The 14527-nt window shown below is 65.5% G+C and carries 13 protein-coding genes; 5 read left to right on the plus strand and 8 right to left on the minus strand.

Annotated features, from left to right (window positions below; translation table 11 throughout):
- Nucleotides 1–282: 282 nt before the first annotated feature.
- From wecB to ABD093_RS00725, 4 genes are read right to left on the minus strand one after another with little or no spacing between them, the layout of a single operon-like run.
- The gene (wecB, locus tag ABD093_RS00710; protein WP_343921924.1) at nt 283–1446 is read right to left on the minus strand and encodes a non-hydrolyzing UDP-N-acetylglucosamine 2-epimerase; all 1164 of its coding nucleotides are present in this window, start codon (nt 1444–1446) and stop codon (nt 283–285) included.
- Nucleotides 1447–1476: 30 nt separating this feature from the next.
- The gene (locus tag ABD093_RS00715; protein WP_343921925.1) at nt 1477–2520 is read right to left on the minus strand and encodes an ABC transporter ATP-binding protein; all 1044 of its coding nucleotides are present in this window, start codon (nt 2518–2520) and stop codon (nt 1477–1479) included.
- Nucleotides 2501–3397 (minus strand): ABC transporter permease, encoded by an 897-nt coding sequence (locus ABD093_RS00720; protein ID WP_343921926.1) that lies wholly within the window; start codon nt 3395–3397, stop codon nt 2501–2503. The genes ABD093_RS00715 and ABD093_RS00720 overlap by 20 nt, the downstream gene beginning before the upstream one ends.
- Nucleotides 3390–5279 carry a glycosyltransferase gene (locus ABD093_RS00725; protein WP_343921927.1) on the minus strand — a complete coding sequence of 630 codons (1890 nt, stop codon included), beginning with the start codon at nt 5277–5279 and terminating at the stop codon, nt 3390–3392. Before ABD093_RS00725 ends, ABD093_RS00720 begins: the two co-directional genes overlap by 8 nt.
- 357 nt (nt 5280–5636) lie before the next feature.
- Between ABD093_RS00725 and ABD093_RS00730 the strand changes: the two genes are divergently transcribed.
- The 5 genes from ABD093_RS00730 to ABD093_RS00750 all read left to right on the plus strand — a co-directional run bounded on the left by ABD093_RS00730 (nt 5637) and on the right by ABD093_RS00750 (nt 9985).
- The gene (locus tag ABD093_RS00730) at nt 5637–6959 is read left to right on the plus strand and encodes a UDP-glucose dehydrogenase family protein (protein ID WP_377802455.1); all 1323 of its coding nucleotides are present in this window, start codon (nt 5637–5639) and stop codon (nt 6957–6959) included.
- Between the two features lie 427 nt (nt 6960–7386).
- A complete protein-coding gene (locus tag ABD093_RS00735; RefSeq protein WP_343921929.1) occupies nt 7387–8106 on the plus strand; it encodes a hypothetical protein in 720 nt (239 codons plus the stop codon).
- A gap of 273 nt (nt 8107–8379) precedes the next feature.
- Entirely contained in the window at nt 8380–8931 is a 552-nt protein-coding gene (locus ABD093_RS00740; protein ID WP_343921930.1) for a hypothetical protein, read from the plus strand.
- A 158-nt stretch (nt 8932–9089) separates the two neighbouring features.
- Complete coding sequence (locus ABD093_RS00745; RefSeq protein ID WP_343921931.1) at nt 9090–9551, plus strand: helix-turn-helix domain-containing protein; 462 nt, start codon at nt 9090–9092, stop codon at nt 9549–9551.
- Nucleotides 9548–9985: a ribonuclease HepT family protein gene (locus ABD093_RS00750; RefSeq protein ID WP_343921932.1), complete on the plus strand. Its 438-nt coding sequence runs from the start codon at nt 9548–9550 to the stop codon at nt 9983–9985. The genes ABD093_RS00745 and ABD093_RS00750 overlap by 4 nt, the downstream gene beginning before the upstream one ends.
- Before the next feature lie 53 nt (nt 9986–10038).
- Here ABD093_RS00750 and arr read toward each other — a convergent pair whose 3' ends face one another.
- The 4 genes from arr to ABD093_RS00770 all read right to left on the minus strand — a co-directional run bounded on the left by arr (nt 10039) and on the right by ABD093_RS00770 (nt 14525).
- Nucleotides 10039–10464 (minus strand): NAD(+)--rifampin ADP-ribosyltransferase, encoded by a 426-nt coding sequence (arr, locus tag ABD093_RS00755; protein WP_343921933.1) that lies wholly within the window; start codon nt 10462–10464, stop codon nt 10039–10041.
- Between the two features lie 17 nt (nt 10465–10481).
- A complete protein-coding gene (locus ABD093_RS00760) occupies nt 10482–11990 on the minus strand; it encodes a sodium:solute symporter (protein WP_343921934.1) in 1509 nt (502 codons plus the stop codon).
- Nucleotides 11991–12135: 145 nt separating this feature from the next.
- Complete coding sequence (locus ABD093_RS00765) at nt 12136–13533, minus strand: sugar nucleotide-binding protein (RefSeq protein WP_343921935.1); 1398 nt, start codon at nt 13531–13533, stop codon at nt 12136–12138.
- Nucleotides 13534–13601: 68 nt separating this feature from the next.
- Nucleotides 13602–14525 carry a hypothetical protein gene (locus ABD093_RS00770; RefSeq protein WP_343921936.1) on the minus strand — a complete coding sequence of 308 codons (924 nt, stop codon included), beginning with the start codon at nt 14523–14525 and terminating at the stop codon, nt 13602–13604.
- Between the last annotated feature and the right edge of the window lie 2 nt (nt 14526–14527).

Genomic DNA, 14527 nt, shown 5'->3' on the forward strand with positions numbered 1-14527 from the left:
TATCCTGCTCACCAGCGCCGCGAGAACCGTAGCGTGAATACCCGCCACAGCAGGGTCATTCACCACGAACCGCGAAGAGCCCCCATGATCCCAAACCACGAACCGTAAACTAACTAACGACACGCGCCACTAGGTCATCCGATCCCTGCTCGACACCGAAGGATTCAGACCCCTGCTACTGCTACACGCTCGAACGCGATGAGCCCCTTAACCATCTTAGATCAATGTCATTGACCTATGTGATTATTGGAGCACGTACAGGTCACGGTGCTGGACTCACTTTCAGCTGGAAAAATCGGCCATTTTTTCGCCATTCATGAACTTCCACCGAATAGCCGAAAGTGTGCGTTCCGCAGCCCTTCCGTCTCCATACGGATTGACGGCATTAGCCATCCCGGTGTAGGCCTGTGGGGAGTCCAAGAGGAGAGAAACCTCTGCGATCAGGCGGTCACGCTTCGTTCCTATTAGCTTGACCGTCCCCGCAACAACGGCCTCCGGTCGTTCGGTATTCTCACGCATTACCAGCACAGGCTTACCCAGACTGGGCGCCTCTTCCTGCACGCCCCCGGAGTCCGTGAGCACGATATCCGCAAGGCTGAGTGCCCGCGTGAACTGTGCATAGGCGAGCGGTTCGATCAGCAACACATTTTCCAAACCCTCGACGGCTGGTTCGATCGCCGTCCTGACCTTGGGATTCTTGTGGATCGGAAAGACGATAGTGAGTTCAGGGTAGTGTCGGGCGAGCTCCGCCACGGCACTCCCGATCTCCTCCATCGCGGACCCGAGGTTCTCACGCCGATGCGCGGTCACCAGAAGAATGCGGCCCGCTCCACCGCCCTGCTTCGCCTCTTGGAGCGCCTCGAGTCGCTCATCCTCGAAGTGCACGTCAAGGGCCTGCGTCGCGAACAAGAGCGTGTCGATGACGCTGTTTCCGGTGACGACGATGTCGTTCTCGCTGACGTCCTCGCGAGTGAGGTTCGCTTTGCTCGTCGATGTCGGGGCCAGATGCAACGCAGCGATCTGGCTGGTGAGCTTGCGGTTCGCCTCCTCTGGGAAGGGGGAGTTGATGTCACCCGACCGCAGCCCAGCTTCGAGATGGATCACCGGGACCTGTCGGTTGAATGAAGCGACGGCGGCCCCCATCACCGTGGACGTATCTCCCTGGACGATCACGGCGTCCGGCTTCTCGAGCTCGAGGATCTCGTCCACCCCGGAGATCACCTTCGACACGATGCCGTTCAGGCTCTGGCCGGCCGCCATGATGTTCAGGTCATGATCCGGCACGATTTCGAACATGGTGTTGACCTGGTCGAGCATCTCGCGATGCTGTCCGGTCACCACGATGATGTTCTCAAGCTCATCATCGAGTTCGATCGCTTTGATGATCGGTGCGACCTTGATGGCCTCCGGTCGTGTTCCATAGATGGTCATGATGCGTAGTGACATGGCCCCTCCTAGTCGGGTTGAAACGCGCAATTATCTGTCGGGATCAGTGGGGTGCACAGTGGATGGGAACGACCGCCTGGGCAGATCAGATGCGAAGACCTTCGTGAAAGGGTCCGGCTCGAACTCCGGATTCGCTCGCTGGCGCCTGCCAGCGGGGACCGGCGATTCAGGAGTTGTCAGGAGGTTGGCCTCGCGTCGGTGCGCCTCCCCTTCGAGGGCGGCGTCCCGCAACAATCCTGCCGCTTTTTCCTCCTCGCCCTGAGCCAGGTTATGGGCGAACCAGCGGTATTTCCTGGCCACTTCCACGGCGTCACCGTCCAGGACCACCTGGCCCCGCTCCATCCAGATCGCGCGGGAGCACATCTTCTCGATGGTCTGCGCGGCGTGATTCACCAGGAAGACGGTTCCGGCACGAGAGAGCATCTCGTCCATCGCGCGTTGCGAGCGCTCCATGAACGTGGCGTCTCCCGTCGCGAGTGCCTCGTCGATCATCAGGACCGAAGGATCTGCGGCCAGGGAGATCGCGAACTTGAGGCGCGCACCCATGCCTGAGGAGTAGGTGCGCATGGGCAGATCGATCGCTTCGCCGAGAGCCGACAGCTCCACGACCTCCTCGAACACGGTATCCGCCTGGGTGGGAGACAGCCCCATCGCGAGGGCGCCGAGTCGCACGTTCTGGGCCCCTGTGAGGTCCGGGATGAGCGCGGCCCCGACACCGAGGAGCACGGGCTTGGAGGACGTCAAAACTGTTCCGGAACTCGGTGCTTCCAGACCGGCCAACGTGCGAAGCAATGTCGACTTGCCAGAGCCGTTGCGCCCGATCACTCCGATGAACTCCCCGGACCTCGCGACGAAAGAGACCCCTCGCAGAGCGGCGACGCTCACCATCTGCTTGCGCGTCATCCGTCCCAGCAGACCCTTACGGCGCTTTCTGTCCGTGCGCTGCACGTTGTAGCGCATGCGCAAGTTGTCCGCCACGACGGTCACCGGCGACTCCGCCGGGGCAATCCAAGGGTTGTCCTCGACAGCTTCGAGCATTTCCGTCTCTTCCGGATCACTGCTGTTCATCGCCATAGCTCGCCTCCCCCCGCCAGAAGAACAGGAATCCGAAGAGCAGAAGCCCCGCTGCCCAGCCGCCCAGGATCATCCAGGATTCCGCAGCCGGCAGGGCCCCCTCCATCAGGACGGCGCGGTACATCTTCAGCATCTGGAAGACAGGATTCGCTTCGATGATGGCACTTGCCACGGGGTGCGTGAGTATTTGGTCGATCGGGAAGATGACTCCAGAGCCGTACATGAGCAAGCGCGAGACGAAGGACATCAGCTGCGCCGTATCGGGGAATCGGAAACCAACGCGGGCCAGGATGAACGTGATGCCGAGGTTCATCATCCATTGCAGTGCGAGTAGAGGGAGGATCAGCACCCAGGTTGCCGCAGGTGTGACAAACGGAGGGATGACGGCGATCATCACGAGCATCGCTCCTACCGCCCAGATCATCTGCAGCCCGTCACGGAGCACCGCAGAGATTGGGATCGCAGCCCTAGGGAACGAGAAGGCCCGAATCATCGCCTTTCCGGAGGCGAGCACGCTAGGACTGGAGGTCACGCTCGTCGCCGTGGCACGGAACATGAGCACGCCGATGATGATATAGGCGCCGAAGTTGTCGATGCCCTCGCGTTGGACTTTGAGGATCAGTCCGAAGACGACGAAGAAGAACGCCGCATCCATGATCGGCTTCAAGAGCAGCCAGGCGCTGCCCAGCCGGTTCCGGCTGTTCTGGGAGAGGACTCGGTGGCGTGCGTCCATCCAGATGAAGTACCGGCGTGCCCAGAGCTGGTTGATGTATTCACCGAGGTCCGGCCTGGCGCCCACGGAAGACAATCCGTCCGTACGGAAGCCCTTGGCCTGGAGCGCGTCAACGATCTGACGGGCGGTTCGAGTCTCACTCACCACTTGCCGTGCCCCCCTCGCCTGGTGTCGTCATGGATCTGTATATCTCGCCGTATCGTCTCACCTGGCGCGGCCACGCACGTTCCCGCGCCAGTTCGTGAGCGGCCTCTCGTACTGCGGTGAGCGCCACCGGGTCTGTCCATGCACGAACGATCGCCGCGGCGATGGCCCCCGGATCCTCCGGCGGCACCAGCAGGGCCCTCGGGGTTCCTGTGTCTGCACCCGTCACGGATTCTCGCAGCGCTCTCAGGTCCGAGGCGATCACCAGCCGCTTCAGAGCCATGGCTTCGACCGGCTTCTGGGGAGTGACGGCGCGAGCTACTGCGACATCCCTGCGTGGGATGACGACGACATCGAGTGCCTCGATCCACCGAGGTGCCTGATCGCGGTGAACGCGGCCGGGCATGTGCACGCGCTCCTCGATCCCGAGGGTATTCGCCAGGGTTGCGAGCCCTGGCCGTGAGACACCGTCGCCGACGAGGACGATTCCGATCTTTTCACGCAGTTCAGAGGGTGTCGACTCGTCGTCGAGCAACAGGGCGACGGCTCGTAGCAAGACGTCGTACCCCTCGTAGTCCACGAGTGCGCTCACCGCACCGACAAGGAACGCCTCCGGCCCGAAGCCGGGCAGTTCCGCCAAGGAGGTGCGGCGTCTCGCTTCCGCCGTGTCCAGATGATCCTCGAACAGCGAATCGTCGACGCCGTTCGGGACGAGAACGATATCGGATCGCTCCACCCCTCGGGAGACGAGCTCATCCGCCATCGTCCTGGACAGCGTGACCACAGCATCAGCGACCCGCGCCAATTCGCCCTCCTTGGCGGCGATGAGGCTCGTCTTCTCGGAGGCCTCAGCGACCTCCCGCGTGGCGTCACTGCGGCGGGAAGCGACCCAGGTCTGCTCCATGAGTCCGCGCACTTCGAAGACCCAGGGAATTCCGGTCTCCTCTGAAACGGCCTGTGCCACGAGCGCGTTCAGATAATTCGTCGTGACGTGCAGGATGTGCGGACGGAACTCCTCCACCAGTCGGAGCGCCATCTCGACCTCTGCGAGCAGTCGTTGCTCCTGAGTCCTCGGCAGGCCGTCTGGCAGGGTCCTCACATAGCGGATGCCATCAACCACATCCTCGCCCGCGGCGAAAGGGACCCCCACCATCACGGGATAGCCGGTCCGGGTCAGTGCTACGGAATGGATCCCCTGGTTCCGCAGTGTGGTGAGGATCCGGTGGCTGCGCAGCGAATATCCCGACTGCGTGTGGGGCAGGGAATTCGTGAGCAGGTGCAGCACGCGAAGATCACCGGTGTCGGCGCCGGTGGGAACCAGATCAGAGGGACGCAGCTTACTGCGAGGCACCGCGCCGAGGTTCACCCGGTAGCCGGGCTGCAGCAGGTCGAACTCGCTGCGAAGCCGACAAGCGAACCGTCCGGCGCCTTGCCCGGCGTCGTGAAGAATCTCGATGGCTCCGCTGAGATCTCCGCGGGCCCAGGCGGCTCGTGCCGCGGTCGCCGGCGGCGCATTCTCCGGAATCAGGTCCGCTCGATCCACCAAGATTGCTATCTCACCGGCTAACCTCACGCCCAGTGACAACGTGCGACCTCCACGCCGGGACAGGATCTCGGCGGCGGTGTCGTCTTGGCCGGACATCACGGCCCCCAACGCGCCCAGCTCCGGAGAGACGGGCGCCGCGCTCCTGAGCAGTTTCCCCAGGACCATGCGGGAGCGGAAAGGAAGTCTCCTGCTCACCTGGATCACCAGCAGCGCCGGATCACCGACAAGGTGTTGAGCGGAGGCCTGCGCGAGGAGCCGGACGTTCTGGACTACCTGACCAGCGACGCTCTGTGAGCGGCGTGTCGGGGAGGGAGGTCCTGAACGTGGAAGAAGCACGCGGCCGAGGATACCGTCACGGCTTTGCCGACGATGGACTATTCGGGCGCCAGCTCGCCCTCGCGAGCGCGGTATGGTGCAGCTGACCTCGAAAGATCAGAAGTGCTGGGCTCTGGGAGCCAAGGTGGTGTCGCACCAAAAGCGGTCAGATGAGACGTACCGAACACGCTCTATAGGTGAGGCCGCACCCGGGTGAACGGGAAGTCACCTGCCGTTTGCTCACTTATCATGGCAGATGCTTACGATGGCAGAAGCTGGCGTGGGCTCACGTCCCCACTGCGCGATCGCATGCCTGGCACCTCCTCCTCCGACCGAAAAGGCGTACAGACCGTGAACGACTCCGAGAGCGCTGTTCCCCTGAAGATCTCCGTGATCGGCTGCGGCTACCTGGGCGCTGTCCACGCCGCTTCGATGGCCGAGGTCGGACACGAGGTGTACGGACTCGATGTCGACTCGACACGGATCGCCACCCTAGGGCGCGGCCTTGCCCCCTTCCACGAACCTGGCTTCGACGAGGTGCTCTCGCGCAACGTCGACAACGGACGCCTGCACTTCACCACGTCCTACGATGATCTGGACGACGTGGACGTGCATTTTCTCGCCCTCGGGACGCCGCAGCGCGACGACGGCCTTGGCGCCGATCTCTCGTACATCGACAGCGCCCTCGACGCACTGGCCCCCCTGCTCAAGGCGCGGAACGGCCGCACCACCCTCGTGGTAGGAAAATCCACCGTCCCAGTCGGAACCGCCCGTACGATCGGTGAACGGCTCGCCGCGATCCCCGGCGTGAAGCTCGTATGGAACCCAGAGTTTCTGCGCGAGGGTTTCGCCGTGGAGGACACCCTCCGGCCCGACCGCCTTGTGTACGGTGTCGCCGACACCGCAGATGCTGCCGACGAGGTCGAGCTTCTCGACGCTGTCTACGCTCCTCTGCTCGCCCTGAAGATCCCCCGACGCGTCTACAACTACGAGTCCGCTGAGCTCGTGAAAGTCTCGGCAAACTCCTTCCTGGCCACCAAGATCTCGTTCATCAACGCCATCTCCGAGCTGTGCGACATCACGGGCGCCGACGTTGCCGACGTCGCCGAGGCAATCGGCATGGACGACCGAATCGGGCGGAAGTTCCTGCGCGCCGGCATCGGCTTCGGAGGCGGTTGCCTTCCCAAGGACCTGCGCGGCCTGATCTCCCGCGCCGGTGAACTCGGTGCCGTCGACAGCTTCGCGTTCCTTCGCGACATCGACGCGATCAATACAGGGCGTCGTGAGTACGTCGTCCGATTGGCGCGACGACTGCTGGACGGAGAGCTCGACGGGCGCCGGATCGCCATCCTCGGAGCCGCCTTCAAACCAGACACGGACGATGTGCGCGACTCCCCTGCGCTCGATATCGCGCTCAAGCTCTACTCGGAGGGCGCTCGCGTCAAGGTGACCGATCCCGTGGCGCTCGGTAACGTCCGCAAGCGCTACCCGGCTCTGCACGCCGAAGAGTCGGTCGAGGATGCGGTGCGCAATGCCGACCTCGTTCTGCTGCTCACAGAATGGCCCGAATACAAGCAGCTCGATCCAACGGTCCTCCGCGAGCTGGCCTCCGACGCCAAGATTGTCGACGGCCGCAACGTGCTGGACCTGCCAGCTTGGCGAGCCGCTGGATGGCACGTGGAAGCGCTCGGGCGGTCCTGAACGCCTGGGAGGGCGAGGAACACTCGACCGCGCCCGGCCTCATCAGAGCTCCGATCCTCCGCCCCTAAGGGTCTCGAATTGCCCAGGAACTGCAGGCAGCCCACAGCGAAGGGACGAGCACGCCCAGCCGCGGTGCCACTGCCAGGCGACCCACACCTCGCCGTTCACGTGCTTCTCCATGGGGAACGAGAAGGCGTACGCGGCGACGAGGACCGCGAAGGCTGTGGGCAGGATGATGGACGCGGGGACTGCCGCGGCAAGCAGCTCAAGCCCGAGCGAGCTCACGTGCACTCCGCAAGCATCCACCACCGGATCGAGCGTCCCGTCCGGGAGAGCGACCCCTCGTGCAGCGCTGTGCGGGAACCCCCAGTCCGGGTGGGTGCTCACCCCGTCGTCCCCGCACCGCGGCCTCTCGTAGCCTTCGGGCATGACGTTCGCCGGGATCCTCGCCTTCTTCGGGCTCGCCGTGGTGACGATGGACGTGCTGGGTGGCGTCATCGCGATCGGCGTGATGCTGCGCGGCGGCACGGTGCGGCATCTGCTCGCCTTCGCCGGCGGGTACACGGTGATCATCATCGCGGCGACGCTGATCCTGCGCCCGCTGTTGGAGCTGCTGAACCGGTGGCTGCAGCCTGTGCTGGATTCCAACAACGCGATCGGCGCCGTCGAGCTCGTGGTGGGGCTCGCCCTCGTCGGCGTCAGCGTCCACCAGTTCCGGGCCGCGTCCCGGGCGCCCGTGCCGCATAGCCGGCTCGAGCAGCGCTCCACCCCGAAGCGCCTGGCCACCGCTCCGCTCGTCCTCGCTGGCGTCGGCTTCTCGGCGACGGCGCTGGCCGATCCCGGGTTCGTCATCGCCGTGGGCATGGCCTCCCAGGAACAGCATCTCCTGCGCCATGTGGCGCTGCTGGTGCTGTGGAACCTCGTCTATCAGCTGCCGCTCGTCGCCGTGATCACCGCCGCCGCGTTCGGCCGGCACGAGCAGCTCGTCACGCGGGTCATGGAGGTCGTCGGCCCCAGGCGCCGCGCCCTGCGGACCCTGCTCGCCGCCCTGCTCGCCCTCGCGGGCATCGCCGTGCTGGGCGACGGCGTGATCGCCCTGCTCAGCGAACACGTGCCGTGGCTTCGCCAGCTGCTCCTCCTGCGGTGACACTCCGCCCTCCGTGGCGTCGCGGCGTCTCGGCATCGCGGGAGCCGCGGGCTGCGCCGACGGGGAGTTCGACGTCGGTGACGTGCTGGCCGCACCGCAGCGTCTCGTTCGCGCAACGGCGTATGCGCCTACGATCTGGACCATGAGTGCACGCCCCGTCCGTGAAGACGCCGGCTTCACCTGCCCGCATCCGGTTCGTCGACGTGACGGCTGGTCGCGGAATGCCTCCCGAGACGTCCTCCCTCCCAGCACCGCCCCGCCTGAGCACGGCCGATGGCGGCGCTGATCATCCTGGAGGGCTCGTGGCAGTGGGCACGGCTCTGGTGGTACGGCGACAACGGCTGGCTAACCATGATCGACAGGGCCCGGGAGCAGCGCATGACAGGCAGCACGGGCCCCGAGGGCCTCCCCAGTCCGTTGCGCCAGGCGCAGCTGATCCGCACCATCGGCGAGGCGGTCGGCACGTCGTTGCCCGCCGGCTGGTCGAGCGCACGCTTCGTGGCATCCATGACGGCGGGCGTGAGCGATGTCGCGATGTGGATGACCACCGGTGGCACAGAGTCCAGAGCGTTCGCGCCACGGCCCGCGTCGAAGGCGGCGAAGCAGCTGCGTGAGCTCATGTATGAGCCCGGCAAGGGCACCTGGTTCACGATGACGATGGTCCTGCAGCCGCAGAGACGTGCCGACACCACGTTCGACTATGACTCCGAGCCTGAGTTCACGCCTGCGCCGATCGACGATGCGGCGTTCGTCGACGATCTGCAGCGCTTCCCCCGCGAGGCCCAGCACATACCGAGCTGGCTGCAGGCCAAGCTCGACGCATGAGCGTGCGCTGACCGTTCGACAGGAACAGCTTTGTGAGCTCCGTACAGTCCGTCACCCCATCGCCCACGTCGCTGCCGAGGCAGGGGTCGCGCTGCTGGTGCTCGGGGACGGCACGATCGCCCTGGCCGGTATATACCACGACGGGTATCATTCTCTGCATGACGGTCACGGTGCACGATGCTCCCGGGATCCTCCGGGCCGCCCGCGAGGACGCCGGCATGACGCAGAGCGCCCTGGCAGAGGCCGTCGGAGCCCGACAGCCGCATATCGCCGGAATCGAGTCAGGCCGCAGGCCCGTATCCCCCGAGCTGCTTGCACGGCTTCTCGCGGCGGCGGACTACCGTCCCTCCCTCGCCCTTGCCGCACACCGCGACGAGCTGCTCACCCTCGGCGCCGACCTGGGAGTCCGCGACATCCAGGTCTTCGGCTCCGTCGCGCGAGGCGCCGATCATCACTCCTCGGACATCGACCTGTTCGTCGACGTGGATCCCGACGCGGGCCCCCTCGCCTACGCGACCTTCGTCGCCGACGCGACCGAACTGCTCGGCTTCGCGGTGGACGTCGTCGTCGATGACCACGATGCTCCCGCGCACATCCGTCGGACGGCGATCCCGTTGTGAGCGACCACCCCGTTGTGACCGACCACGGCGAGCACCCCGATCACGCTGCCCGCTGGGAGATGCGCCCTCGAACCCGTACGACGGACGAGGGCGCCCCCGTGGCTGCCGACGTCCTTCTCGATGAGCTGAGCCGGATCCAGCGACGCGTCGACGCCGTCATCGCGCAGGGACGCGACGCCTTCGTCGAAGGATCCGAGAGCTACGACCGGGCGACGGTCGCCGTACTCCGGCTGGCCGCCCTGTTCGAGGAGGAGAAACGCTTCTCCGAGTTCCTGTCCGTCGTCACGGCCGAGGAGCGTCGCGGAATCACGACCACCCGGGACATCGCCGCGCACCGCGGCTACGGCGCGATGAACGCCGCGGTGTCCTGGCGCACGGTGACCGAGCTTCTGCCCGATCTGCTGGCACGGATCCGCGCCGCGATCAGACCCTGAGCCGGCGCGCACCTGACAGGGTCGCGCACCGGACACTGACGAACCCCGACTTATCAGTCGATGATCTCGTCGTTCCCGGTACGGCGCAGCTCGGCGAGGCCCTCGCGCATGGCCCGGACGCTCTCGGGACTGTGCCCGGTCCACCCCTCGAGCTCGCGGATCACGCGGACCGGTTCCTGGCTGCGATAGGAGCGCGTCGGGTTGCCCGGGAACTTCTTGTCGGTGACGTTGGGGTCATCCTCGAACTCCCCTGTCGGCTCCACGACATAGATGCGGGGCCGGCCCTCTCCCCGGGCGAGCTGGGCGCCCCAGGCCGCGGCGGCCAGCGTCTGCGTGAAGTACACGTGGCGCATCGCCAGGCCCTGGCGATAGTTCGAGGGCTGCTGCGGTGTGAGCAGCTCACCGGGCTCCAGCGCGGCCTGGGTGCCGTGCAGGTACACGCCCTCCTCGAACACCTCGAAGGGTACTGGCTCCGTCATCGTGCTCCCCTTCCCCGTCAGCGGATGCTGTTCCGGGCAGTCTCCTCCGGGGCCGTCGCGCGCGCCACCGCCGGGTGGCGCAGCGACAGCAGGCCGCCCACGGCGAAGGTGACGATCACGCCCAGCAGCGGGTACCACTGCCAGGCGACCCACACCTCGCCCACCACATACTTCTCCATGAGGAAGAAGAAGGCGTTCACGGCGACGGCGACCACGAAGGCGATGTTGGCGTCGGCCGCGCGGGCGCGCCGGTTGACGATGCCGAACACGAACGCCCCCAGCAGTCCGCCATAGGTGATGCCGGCGACGCCCAGGGCGAGGACCACGATGCTGCCCTCGTCGGACCGGAAGATCGTGGCGGGGGCGATGAACGCCAGGCCCCAGCCGATCGTGGCCCAGCGGCCGACCCGCAGTCCCTGCTCGTCGCTGAGCGGCCGCCTGCGCAGCTTGGCCACCACATCGGTGACCGTGGAGGAGCTCAGCGCGGACAGCGAGGAGGACAGCGTGGACATCGCGGCGGCGAGGATGCCCGCCAGCAGCAGCCCGGACAGGCCCGGAGGCAGGGCCTCGACGATGAACAGCGGGAAGATCTCGTCGTCCCTCGTCAGCCCCAGCTCGGCCGGGGTGGCCTGCTGGTAGTAGCCCCACAGGGCGAGGCCCACCACCAGGAAGATCGCGAACTGGACCGTCACGACCACGCCGGAGACGATGATCGCCTTCTGCGCCTCGACCTTCGAGCGGCAGGACAGCAGGCGCTGCACCACGAGCTGGTCCGAGCCGTGGGAGGCCATCGCGAAGACCGCGCCGCCGATCAGCGAAGCGATGAGGGAGTTCTCCCCGCTGATCGGGTTGTCGGAGAGGACGAACAGCTGGGTCTTCCCGGCATCGACGGCCTGACCCCACCAGCCGCTGCCCATAGTGCTCAGCACCACGCCGATCGCCAGGATCCCGCCGGCGACGTACAGCAGCATCTGGACCACATCCACCCAGACCACGGCCGTGATGCCACCGATGAAGGTGTACAGGATCGTCACCACCGAGAGGATCACAGTGATCACGAAGTAGCTGAGGTCCACCCCCATGCCCTCGAGGATCACCTTCAGCGGGATCGCGGCGGCGAGCACGCGGATCCCGTCGGCCAGCAGCCGCGTGATCAGGAAGGTCACGCCCGCGGTGGTCTGCGTGCTGGCTCCGAACCGCTTGCCGAGATAGGCGTAGGCGGTGATCATCTCGCCGTCGTAGTAGCGCGGCAGCATGACGAAGGCGACCACGATGCGACCGAGGATGTAGCCCAGGCCCAGCTGCAGGTAGGAGATGTTTCCCAGGTAGCTCATCACCGGGATGCCGATGACGGTCAGGGCGCTGGTCTCGGTCGCGACCACGGACAGGCACACCGCCCACCACGGCAAGTCACGCCCGCCCAGGAAGTAGCCCTTCACGCTGGTCTGCCTGCCGCTGAGCGTCAGGCCCAGCCAGGCGGTGGCGATCAGATAGGCCGCGATCACCAGCAGGTCGATGGTCTGCATGTCCGCTCTTCCTCGAGGTCGGTGGCAGGCCGGGTGCGACGCTGCCTCCCGCAGCTCACCGTCGACGGTGGAGCACGGGCCGCCGACCATTGGCCCACAGAGAGGGAGAACGATCAACCCGGCGCGCGATTCAGCCAGGCGCCGGTCACCCTGCGAGGTGCTCCCCCAGCGCCGCGAACTGCTCGCGGGGGGCGAAGCCGGTGGCGTGGATCTTCGCGAGGTCCAGGGCGGAGTGCCGAGGTCGCGGGGCGATCCCGGCCTTGCCCGCGTAGTAGTCCTGCGTGCTCACGGGCGTGACGCGGCCCCGCTCGTGGCCGGTCAGGGCGAACACCTCGGCGGCGATGCGGGCCCAGCTGACCGGTTCACCCTCGTTCGTGACGTTGTAGGTGCCCGGCGCCGGGCGGGTGGTGAGCAGGTGGTCGATCACGGCGGCGAGATCGGCGGTGAAGGTGAGCCGGCCGATCTGGTCGTCGACCACGGACGGGTCGATGCCGCGCCCGGCGAGGCCCGCCATGGTGTCCACGAAGTTGCCGCCCTCGCCGATCACCCAGCTGGTGCGCAGGATGTAGTGCTCCGGCAGGCTCGCGACCAGCTGATCTCCGGCCGCTTTCGTCTGCCCGTAGACGCCCAGCGGGCTCGGGGCCTCGTCCTCGTCGTGCACCTCGGTGGTCCCGTCGAAGACGTAGTCGCTGGAGACGTGCACGAGAGTGGCCCGCTGCGCACGGGCGATCTCCACCAGGCGCCCGACCCCGGTGACGTTCACCGCCCAGGCCGCACGGCGGCCCTCGTCGGACTCCGCCGCATCGACCGCGGTGTACGCGGCGGCGTTGATGATCGTGCCGTAGGGCGAGAAGTCGAACTCCTCGACGCTCACGGGATCGGCGAGGTCCAGCTCGTCCCGGGTGACGGCGTCGACGTCCGTCCGATAGATCCAGCGCGCCACGAGCGCGCGCCCCAGCTGCCCTCCCCCACCGACCACGAGGGTGCGGCGCGGCGGCACCGGCGTGACCTCGGCCAGTCGCGGATGGGCGAGGTCCTTCGCGGAGAGCTCCGCCTGATCCAGCGGGATCGGCCACGGGATCGCGACCCACTCATCGGCCAGGTTCAGGAAGGTGTACTGCGACTGTGCGGCTTCGGACCAGTGCTCGCTGACCAGGTACGTGTACGCCGCCGGCGCCTCCAGGGTCTGGAACGCATTGCCCACCCCGCGCGGCACGAAGATCGCCACCTCCGGCGTGATCTCGTGCCAGTACGTCGCTCCGAAGCTGTCGCCGGCGCGCAGATCCACCCACGCCCCGAACACGCGCCCGGTCGCGACCGAGATGTACTTGTCCCACGGCTCGGCGTGGATGCCCCGGGTGACGCCCACGGCCTGGTTGAAGGAGATGTTGTTCTGCACCGGACCGAAGTCCGGCAGACCCGCCGCGACCATCTTCTGCCGCTGCCAGTTCTCCTTGAACCAGCCCCGGTCATCGCCATGCACCGGCAGGTCCACCACGAGCAGACCCGGGATCCGGGTCTCGTAAACGGCGAGCTGGGTCATGACGCTCCTTCTAAAGTAACCCGCATTCCACGGAAGATAGCTCTCGCCACTAACACGTCCACACAAAGTCAATCCGGAGTTGGGAGGTGCTCTTCAATTGTGCCGACGTAAACCTTCTCACCTTCGACCAAAAAGTGAATCCGACCTCCGTTCGGTCGGAACTTAGTATGCCACTCACACCGACGCCTCGTGTTGCCGAAGTCGAAATCCCTGTACTTCATATACTTTTCACTAGACTTCGTCTTCACGCTTTCTGGCGACGCATCAGCGCCACGAGAAGCCAGCTCACCAATCCTTCGACTCGGCTCGGAATGGGCGCGCCAAATATTCACCGCGAAATCATTTAAAACACCTAGATGATGCGTTACATCGCGAAGAATTTCCTGCGAGTCCCCGATTACCTTACTAACCCTAGACCAGGCCGAATCCGAAAAGACGATCTCGGGGAATAGGGTACGGGAACGCCGCTCGAGCTCGCCGATCCCATTATTCCTATCCCCAAGGAACTCATCACGCAAGGCAGGCCCGGGACCACCTAGCCCCTCGCCATAAATATACGTATGCCGAATGCCGCATGCCGAGCAGAAAAAATTTGGTTTGACAGACCAACAACGAGCATCTGTTGCCACAACCGTCCGTACACCCGCCCCCTGCGACGCCACGTCTTGGAGCAATCTTCGTGGATTGTCGGCGTCACCTAGTATCGGCGAATAGTCATAGATCCACTCGCAGGCGCACCACTTTTCAGCACTCAACTCGCCTTCGAGGACTCGCCCAACAAGACGGCCAACTATCCCCGAAATATCCCTCGGGCCAATAACCGCCGACGGGGGCGGATTTTCATATAGCTCGCAAAGAAACTCGAGGGATTCGACTCCGATCCGAACCTGACGCTCCTTGGACCAAGTGCTAAGTCGTAGCCAAAATTCTTGGTCCATCTTCGCGGACTCCGTCGGGACAATAATCTCCGGATCCAAAATGTACTGCACCATAA

The organism is Brachybacterium tyrofermentans, from assembly GCF_039526165.1.
In the GTDB taxonomy this organism is placed as follows: Bacteria; Actinomycetota; Actinomycetes; order Actinomycetales; family Dermabacteraceae; genus Brachybacterium; species Brachybacterium tyrofermentans.